Raw genomic sequence first — 9,547 nt, forward strand, 5'->3', positions numbered from 1 at the left:
GGCCGGCGATCAAACTTTAGGGACATTCGCCTCTGGGTCGCAGCACCCCAGCGGACACTGACAGGAAGTTGAGTCAGTTTGAACGCTAACCCATGAATATCGCGTGACACGGGAACTGGTTGCATTCGGTCGCGAACAAATCGTCACGTACCGGGCAATGTCAGACGACGGCCGCAGCCGCCTCCCCGCCGATATGGGGCACGGCGTCAACCAGTTCGCGGGTGTAGGCGGTCTGCGGATTGTCGAACAGCGCCCGGCTCTCGCCCTGCTCGACAATACGGCCATCGCGCAGAACGATGGTGTGATCGCACATCATGCGAACCACATTGAGGTCGTGACTGACGAACAGCAGCGAGAGGTTATCCTCCCGCCTCAACCGATCCAGCAATTGCAGCACCACGGCCTGCACCGAGACGTCGAGCGCGGCCGTCGGCTCGTCCAGCACCAATAGACGCGGCCGGCAGGCGATGGCGCGGGCAATGCCGATGCGGGCCTTCTGGCCGCCGGAGAGCTGATGCGGGAAGCGCGGCAACAGCTCCAGCGGCAATCCCACGCGCTGCGCGCATTCCTCGACGCGCTGGCGCAACGCGGCGCCCGGGCGCATGCCCGAAAGCCGCAGCAATGGATGGGCGATGCAATCGAACGCGGTGAAGCGCGGGTTCAGACTGTCGTTGGGATCCTGAAACACGATCTGGATGTCTTTACGTACCGGCGAGCGGTGAAAATCCCGCGCGGCGAGATGGCCGATCGATTCGCCGTCGAACAGGATCTCGCCTTCGCTGGGGTCGATCAGCCGGCAGATCATGCGCGACGTCGTGGTCTTGCCGGAACCGGATTCGCCGACCAGCCCGACGCTCTCACCGGCCGCCATGGTCATGGAAAAATCGGCCACCGCCGGCGCGCCCTGATCGTAGCGCTTGGCGAGGTTCTTGACGTCCAGCAACAGCGGCGTGCCCGGCGGCGGCGTGGGCCGGGGCTTTTGCGCGGCCAGCATCGCCAAGTACTGATCTCTCTCCTCGTCCGTCACCAGATCCGCGATCCCTGAGGTTGCCGTCGGCGACGCCGCGACCAGGCGCTTGGTGTAGGCATGCTGCGGATGGTGAAAAAGCATTTGCGGTGTCGCTTCCTCGACGAGGCGGCCCTGCTCCATGACAACGACCCGGCGGCAATAGCGCGCGGCAAGACCAAGATCATGCGTGATCAGGATCGTCGCCATGCCGCGTTCGGCCGCAATCGCGGCCAAAAGGTCCATCACCACCTTCTGCGTGGTGACGTCGAGGCCGGTGGTCGGCTCGTCCGCTATCAACAATTTTGGATTACAGGAAATCGCGATCGCGATCATCACCCGCTGGCACATGCCGCCGGAGAGCTCGTGCGGATAGGCCGCCATCCGCTTTTCGGGATCGCGGATTTGAACAGACTGCAACAGCTTCAGCGCTTCGCTCGCGGCTTCTTGCTTCGACAGGCGCTTGTGACTCAGGATCGCGTCGGCGATCTGCAGGCCGACGGCGCGGATCGGATTGAGCGCGGCGCGCGGGTTCTGAAAGATCATCGACATCGCGGCGCCATGCAGTACGCGAAAATCGCCATCCGGTATTTTCGTGATGTCCTGCCCGCGAAACAAAATCCTGCCCGCGGTCACCCGCCCGGCCGTGTCCAGCAGCCGCGTGGTCGCAAATCCGGTGACGGATTTGCCGGAACCGCTCTCGCCGACCAATCCCAGCATTTCGCCCTCGTCGATCGAGAGCGTCACCCCGCGTACCGCTTCGACCAGGCCGCGACGGGTCGAAAACGTCACGTGCAGATCTTCGATGCGAAGTAAACTCTCGGTCATGTCCGCATTCGCGGATCGAGAATGTCCCGCATCCCGTCGCCAAGCAGGTTGAAGCACAGCACCGCCAGCATCAGCGCCAGCCCCGGAAACGCCACCAGCCACCATCGACCGGTCGAGATGAAGCGCGCGCCCTCCGCGACCATGATGCCCCACTCAGGCGTCGGCGGCTTGACGCCAAGGCCGATAAACGAAAGCCCGGCGGCATTGAGAATGGCCCAGCCAAGATTGAGCGACATCTGCACCGCCATCGCCGGCAATACATTCGGCAACAGGAAACGCAGCACCACCGAGACATGGCTTTCGCCGGAAGCCCGTGCCGCTTCCACCCAGCCGACATTGCGGCGGACATTGACCTCGGCGCGCGCAAAGCGAATGTAGAACGGCAGGTTGATGATCGCGGTTGCGATCACGATATTCTCGACACGGTTGCCGAGTGCGGCCACCATCGCCATCGCCAGCACGAACAGCGGAAACGCCATCATCACATCGACGAAGCGGCCGACGGAACGATCGAGCCGGCCACCGGCATAGCCGCAAAAAGCACCGATCACGGCGCCGAGCACGAAGGAGATGCCGACCGCCGAGACCGCGATCACGAGATCCAGCCGGGTCGCGACGATGAGCCGGCTGAACGTATCGCGGCCGAGTTGGTCGGTACCGGCCAGATGCGCAGCGCTTGGCGGCGCCAACGCCTGCGACACGTTCGAGGCGATGGGATCGTAGGGCACGATCGACGGCCCGAAGATCGCGATCAGCACCAGCAGCACCACGCCGGCCGCGGCGATCGCGGTCAGCGGATTGCCACGCAGGATCCAGACGGTATGACGCAGCGTCGCACCGGCCATCAGATCGACACCCTGGGGTCGGCGATCCCGTAGAGAACGTCGACCAGCAGATTGACCACGACAAACACGCTGGCCATCAGCAGCACGAAGCCCTGTACCGGCGCATAGTCGGACGACAGCAGCGCATCCAGCGCATAGGAAGCGACACCCGGCCAGGAATAGACCTTCTCCACCAGCACATTGGCCCCGAGCATGGTCGAGAACACGATGCCGGCGATGGTGATGACCGGCAAGATCGCATTGCGCAGGGCGTAAGTCACGACGATGTGCCAGCCGGAAAGTCCGACCGAACGCGCGGTGCGCACGAAATCGCTGCCGAGCGACACCAGCATCGACGCGCGCGTGATCCGCGCCAGCGGCGCGATCACGAACAACGCCATGGTCGCGGCCGGCAGGATCAACTGCCGGAACGCAGCCCACCACCCATCGAGGTCGCCGGCCAGCAGGAAGTCGATCATCAGGAAACCGGTGCGCGAGGGTGGCAGCGACGTAAAGACATCGATACGCCCAGTCGGATCGGGCGCCAGGCCGAGCAGATAATAGAAGACATAGATCAGCAGAAGTCCCGACACAAAGGTCGGCACGCAGACGCCCAGCGCGCAGAACAGCCGCACCCCGTGGTCGACGAATGAGCCGGGCTTCAACGCTGCCAGCACGCCGAGCGGAACCGCCGAGACAAGTGCGATCAATAGCGCGGTCAATGTCAATTCCAGCGAGGCCGGCAGCCGATCGCGCAGATCCTTCGTGACCGCCTGCCCGGTCATCAGGGAGCGGCCGAGATTGCCGCGGCCGACATCATAGAGATACAGCAGCAATTGCTCCGGCACCGGTTTGTCCAGCCCCATCTGCTTGCGGATGACCTCGATTTCCTCCTTGCCGGCATTGGGTCCGGAAGCAAAGAACACCGCGGGATCGCCGGGCAGTACCCGCATCAGCAGGAACGTAAACACCAGCACACCGAACAGCGCGGGCAGTGACGACATGAAACGCCTGCCCGCCCGCAGCACCGTTGCGCCGAAGCCTTTCATGACGGTTGGCCGCTCACTTGTACTTGCCGTTCACTTGCACTGGCCGCTCACTTGCGGCTGAGGTCGCGATAATCGACCTGGCGGTGGAACTGGTAGGTATAGCCTTCGATCGAGGGTGCCATCACCGCGTCCTGGTTCGGCTGCCACAGCGGAATTTGCGGCATGATGGCGAAATGGATCGCGTTGAGCTTCAGGGCGTCTTGTTCGTACTTGGCCTTGTCGGGCTCGAAACGGGCTTCCTGGGCGATCGCTATCAGTTCCGGATCCTTGATCCCGCTATAGTTCCAGCGCTGGTCGCCGGTATAGAAGTTACGATAGAAATAGTCGTTCGACGGCAGCCAGGCGACAATGCCCTCGGTGAAGAAGGGCAGCTTCTTCTCGTTGATCTGCGTCGACATCTGCGCATCAGGCAATTTCTGGATGTCGACCTTGATGCCGATCTTGGCGAGCGATTCCTTCACCAGCGCCGCCATCGGCTCGGCCGTCGAGGCCTGGCCGACGTTGAAGCTGAAGGTGGTCGAGAATCCGTCAGGCATGCCGGCCGCCTTCAAAAACGCCCTCGCTTTGTCGAGATCGAGCGTCACGGGCTGCGGGAACGGATAGGCACTGGTGGTCGGCTTGCCATCCGCCCAGGTGGCCCCGAACAGCGGCGTGCCGCGGCCGAACAGCGCCGCCTTGAACATGTCGTCGTAAGGCAACGCGTAGGCGATAGCGCGGCGCACGTTGATATTGTCGAACGGCGGGATCGCATTATTCATCGAAATGAAGGTGACGGCATTGTATTGCGGCGTCGAGATCACCTTGAGCGTGCCTTTGCTCTCCAGCGACTGGACGTCGCTGGCCTGCAGATCGACCGTAATATCCGCATCGCCGCGTTCAACCAGATTGGCGCGCGTCGCCGGCTCCGGCACCGACTGCACGATCACCCGCTTGAAGAACGCGGATTTCTCGGGCGTGCCGCGGTTCCAGGCCTCGTTGCGCTTCATGATCACCTGTTCGCCGGGTTTGAAGCTCTCGATCACATAGGCGCCGCTGCCGGCAGTATGTTCCTTGAGCCAGGCGATCGCCCAGGGATCCTCGGCCGTCGCGTTCGCCTTTGCGACCTTGGAATTGATGATGATCGGATAGACGGTGGCGAGATTGGGCAGCGCGAGCTTGTCGGGTTTCGGCAGCGTCACTTCGAAGGTCAAGGGATCGATCACCCTGAACTGGTCGGCGCTGGTCATCGACCCCGTGAGCAACTGGGCCTTGCCGAGCACCGGCGCCGTCACCGCACGATCGAGCGACCATTTGACGTCTTCGGCGGTAACCGGCGTACCATCCTGGAACCTGGCATCCTTGCGCAAATGAAACGTGATCTTCAGGCCGTCGGGGCTGACGTCAAAGGACTCGGCCAATTCGCCGTTGATCTTGTCGAGGTCGAACACCCACTTGCCGTTGAGCTGCTTGCGACCGAACGAGACCAGCCGGTCGTAGGTGCTCAGACTGACCGCAAAGGACTCGCGGGTCGATCCCGGGACATTCGGATCGAGGGTGTTGACGGACGCGCCGGTAACATAGCGCAAGGTCTCGGCACGAGACTGCGCCCAACCGGGTTCGGCGGCGAGCACAAGCGCCAGCACGGCGAACGCGCCCAATAAAGGCCTGCAATACCCTGATCGCATTCTTCAATCCCCTGAATTCAACACGGAAGTCTGCCTGAGAAAGCGCTCAGGATCATGAGAAACCTTGCGCAAATACTTCCGTTTATATCTTAAGCAAATACTGCGCCAAGCGATATGCCAAAGACCGGTCATCCCTGCTCTTCAGGCGCTTGCGCTGGCCGTGCAATGACCGCCTGCGGCACGTTATACGCGTTGAAAGAAGCCCAGTGCCGCTCCAGGTCGGCGCGGAACAAGGCGCGGGTCAGGCCATGCACCAGTTTGGGTATCGCCGTCGTCATCGCATTGATCGACGAGCCGGACGGACCGAAGCTCATGGTGGACGCAAAGGCAAACAGGTGAATGTCGGAAATCCAGGGCGTCTGTCCTGATCTTCGCTCCGTGAGCGCGTAATCGTCGGCGAGATAGGGATAGCGGCCCAGACGCGGGCTGCGCTCATCTTCAGGCGGCTGATAACGGTCGGCCCAGGTCGCGATGTTATCGGCACAATTCTTCAATTCAGGGCGCTCGGCAAAATCGATCTGGGTGCCGGTGCCGCAGATGACGAAATTCGCCGAGACTTTTCCATGTGGCGTCTGCAATTCGACCGCGTCGCCAGTCTCTTTGGCGGTCTCGACCGGCGAGCCCTCGTGCAGATGGAAATTGGCGAACTGCGCGCAGCGGTCATAGGTCGCCTGCGGAAATCCCTCCCGCAGATCGAGGATCGCGCGCATGAAACGCCAGCGCCAGGCGTCATCGAGATCGCTGAAATGACGCAGGAACCCGCAAAAGGTCAGCCATCTGTACGGCTGCACCAACTGGATCTCTGCCCGCCGGCACAGTAGGCGCACCTCCGCCGCGCCGGCCTCAAGCGCGGTCGCCGCATTGTCGAACGCAGTCGCGCCGGCGCCGATCACGGCGACTTTCCGGCCACGCAGCGCTTCGAAATCGATGGGATCAGATGTGCCCGCGATTAATCTGGTTGGCAGATGGCGCAACGGCTCGGGAATCGTCCAGCCACCCATCGCCTCCTGCCCTGTCGCGAGCACGATCTTTCGGGCGTACAGCGTTTCAACGATGCCGGCGCTCTCCACGGTGGCGGCGAGCAATCCACCTGCCGCGGGCGCGATCTCCAGCAGCTCGCAATTGTTGCGTACGGGCACGCCCACCACGCGCCGGAACCAAAGCAGATACTCCGCCCACAGGTGGCGCGATATCAACGCCAGATTCTGCCAATGCTCCCTGCCGAAACGGGCTTCATGCCACGACTGATAGGTGAGACTGGGGATATTGAGATCCGGCCCGGTGTAATGTTTCGGGCTGCGCAACGTGTGCATGCGGGCGTAGGTCAACCATGGACCCTCCTGCCCTTCCTCCGCCTTGTCCAGGGCCAGGATGTTGGTGACCTGTGACCGCATCAGGCCGAACGCGGTCGCTATGCCGGATTGACCGGCGCCAACGATGAGGACGTCCAGCGCCGGCCTGGCATCCGGTCCCGGCACAGGCTCGAGCCAGGGCGCCTCCGGATGCATCGTCTTGGTCAAATCAGCCCGGACCTGAGCCTCGAGAGCGATCAATGCGCTGCTCATGCCGCGAGCCAGCCGCCATCGACCGCCATCACGGTCCCGGTCGTGAACGACGACGCATCGCTGGCCAGATGCAGCGCGGTCTCGGCGATCTCTTCGGCCTTGCCAAACCTCTTCATGGCATGGCGCTGGCGTGACGCTTCGCGCACCGGCTCCGGATCGGCATGGCGGGCGAAACTCCGCCGCAGCATCGGCGTGTCGATCGCCCCGGGTGCGATCGCATTGACGCGAATGCCGTCGGTCGCGAAATCCACCGCCATCGTCCGCGTCAGGCTGACGATCGCGCCCTTGGCGGCGATATAGGCGCTGTTGCCGCGGCCACCGGCGAGCGCGAGTTGCGAGGCCAGCGTGATGATCGAACCCTTGCCCTGCCGCTGCATGGGCGGGATAGCCGCGCGCGACCACAGCCAGGTGCCGCCGACATTGGTGCGAAACACTTCTTCCCAATCGGCGGGGTCGGTCGTCACCACCGTGCCACCGCAGGACCAGCCGGCGGCCGTCATCAACACATCGAGCCGGTCGTGCCGCGACACGATCTCGCCGACAGTAGCTTGCGCAAAACCGATATCGCCGACATCGCCGCGATGCTCCGATCCGTCACCTCCGGCGTCACGCATGGCCGCCAGCGTTTGCTGCATCCCGGCGGAATCGCGATCGACCAGCGCGACGAACGCGCCTTCGCGCGCGAACAAAACCGCGCTGGCGCGGCCGATGCCGGAGCCGGCTCCGGTGACGATGGCGATCCGTCCCTTCAGGCGCATGTCAGATTCCTTCCCCATGACGCATCCACCAATTGTTCAGATCAACAGCGGAATCGGCACAACCGAAGCGCGCACGCCAGCCGAACTCCTGCTCCAGCCGCACCACCGACAAGGGCGCACGATCAGTGTCGCTGTGCAGATCGACCGTCGCGGCTTCGCCGGGTTCGGCCAGCCGGCAGACAAAACCCGGATGCAGGGCGGCGAGTGCCTGTCCCCATTGCAGCGCCGACCATTCTCGCCCGGTCGAGATATTGTAGAGACGATGTTGGGGTTTTGACGCCTCGATCAGCACCGTCACGGCGTCGGCGACATCTGGCGCGTAGATCCAGTCTTTGGTGCCCGGCCGGGACAGAATGGCCTGACGTTGCTGCCGCAAAGCCGCAACGATCTGCGCCTGCGCGCTTAGCGTATCGCGGACCCCTGTGGCGCGCTCCCATGGCCCAAACACGCCGCTCAGCCGCACGCTGACGATCTCAAGCGGCCATAATGCAGCCAGGCGCGCGGCGATCTTCTCGGAGGCGTATTTGGTGATGGCGTAGAGCGAGACGGGATAGCAGGGCGTCTCTTCATCGAGCAGAGCGTACCGGGAGCCGGCCGCGCCATAGGCCGCGGCGGAGGATAGATTGATGATCCGCGGAACCCTGGTGTGATGCGCGGCCTCCAGAATTGGTACCTGAGCCAGCAGATTGACGCGCAGGATCGATTCGGGGTCGGCCGCTTCGCGCGCGGGACCGGCGGTAATCGCAGCTCCGAGTACGATCGCATCATAACCGCTGGCGATCATGAGCTCGACCGCAGGTTGGTCGGTGACATCACCCTGAACGAACGTCAGCGCATCGCCATAGCGGGCGAAAACCTGCTGCGCGGCGCGCGGCAGACCGGTGCGATCGAACAGCACCACGGCGTGCCCGCGCGCCAACAGGGCAGCCGCGAGATTGAGTCCGACAAAACCAGCGCCGCCAAAGACCAGAATTTTCAACCGCCATGCCCCCGCGTCATTTTCACAACAGGGTCGCCCCGAAATTCCGCGCCGGATCCATATCTGCCACCAGCCGGCCGATCGGCTTCGCCGCATCGCCGCCTGTGCGCGCGAGGAAACGGCCGGAGCCGGGCTCGGCCGAGCGCTTGCCGTCGGCGACGATCACGCGGCCCCGCGACAGCACCGTTACAGGCCAACCCCTTAGCTTGCGGCCGGCATAGGGCGTATAGCCGGCGAGGTCGTGCATCATTTCGTCGCTCAGCGTGACTTCGCGCGCGGGGTCCCAGATCGCGATATCGGCGTCGGCTCCAACAGCGATCGAACCCTTACGCGGATGCAGATTGTAGATTTTGGCGGGCGCGGTCGCGGTCAACTCGACAAACTTTTCCAGCCCAAGACGCCCCTTCGACACCATCGCATCGAACAGCAGCGGCAGGCGCACCTCCAGTCCCGGCATGCCATTGGCGATCTGCTTGAAGTTGGGATTGGCGCCAGCGCGCAATTTTCCAGACTCGTCAAAACGATATGGCGCGTGATCGGACGAAACCGTCTGCAGATCGCCGAGCGCCAGCGATTGCCACAGCGCCTCCTGATCGGCCGTGGTCCGTGGTGGCGGGCTGCACATCCATTTGGCGCCATCCACACCCGGTTTGTCGAGATCGGCGGCGGTGAGAAACAGATATTGCGGGCAGGTCTCGGCGAAGACTTTCAAGCCCTCGCCCCGCGCGTTGCGGATCACCCTGGCGCCTTCCGCCGTCGAGACGTGAAAGATCATGATCGGCTGATCGACCAGCGCCGCCATGCCGATCAGGCGGCTGATGGCGTCGGCTTCGGAAAACCTGGCATGGCTGATGGCGTGATATTTCGGGTGGGT

General features: G+C 63.3%; 8 protein-coding genes. All 8 read right to left on the reverse strand.

What is annotated here, in order from left to right; all coding sequences use genetic code 11:
• Window positions 1-160 precede the first annotated feature (160 nt).
• Window positions 161-1,834: an ATP-binding cassette domain-containing protein gene (locus tag ABR948_RS24600; RefSeq protein WP_428123039.1), complete on the reverse strand. Its 1,674-nt coding sequence runs from the start codon at window positions 1,832-1,834 to the stop codon at window positions 161-163.
• Complete coding sequence (locus tag ABR948_RS24605) at window positions 1,831-2,679, reverse strand: ABC transporter permease (protein WP_428123040.1); 849 nt, start codon at window positions 2,677-2,679, stop codon at window positions 1,831-1,833. Before ABR948_RS24605 ends, ABR948_RS24600 begins: the two co-directional genes overlap by 4 nt.
• Window positions 2,679-3,707, reverse strand: coding sequence for an ABC transporter permease (locus tag ABR948_RS24610; protein ID WP_428123042.1), 1,029 nt, complete (start codon window positions 3,705-3,707; stop codon window positions 2,679-2,681). The genes ABR948_RS24605 and ABR948_RS24610 overlap by 1 nt, the downstream gene beginning before the upstream one ends.
• A gap of 47 nt (window positions 3,708-3,754) precedes the next feature.
• Window positions 3,755-5,371, reverse strand: a complete 1,617-nt coding sequence (locus ABR948_RS24615; protein ID WP_428123043.1) for an ABC transporter substrate-binding protein — start codon at window positions 5,369-5,371, stop codon at window positions 3,755-3,757.
• 128 nt (window positions 5,372-5,499) lie between these two features.
• A complete protein-coding gene (locus ABR948_RS24620) occupies window positions 5,500-6,936 on the reverse strand; it encodes an NAD(P)-binding domain-containing protein (protein WP_428123044.1) in 1,437 nt (478 codons plus the stop codon).
• Complete coding sequence (locus ABR948_RS24625) at window positions 6,933-7,694, reverse strand: SDR family oxidoreductase (RefSeq protein WP_428123048.1); 762 nt, start codon at window positions 7,692-7,694, stop codon at window positions 6,933-6,935. Before ABR948_RS24625 ends, ABR948_RS24620 begins: the two co-directional genes overlap by 4 nt.
• A 1-nt stretch (window position 7,695) precedes the next feature.
• Window positions 7,696-8,673 carry an NAD-dependent epimerase/dehydratase family protein gene (locus ABR948_RS24630; protein WP_428123045.1) on the reverse strand — a complete coding sequence of 326 codons (978 nt, stop codon included), beginning with the start codon at window positions 8,671-8,673 and terminating at the stop codon, window positions 7,696-7,698.
• Window positions 8,674-8,695: 22 nt separating this feature from the next.
• The coding region (locus tag ABR948_RS24635; protein ID WP_428123047.1) for an amidohydrolase family protein at window positions 8,696-9,547 on the reverse strand (852 nt) is incomplete at its 5' end.

Origin of the sequence: Bradyrhizobium sp. (assembly GCF_050014615.1) — a bacterium.
GTDB lineage: Bacteria > Pseudomonadota > Alphaproteobacteria > Rhizobiales > Xanthobacteraceae > Bradyrhizobium.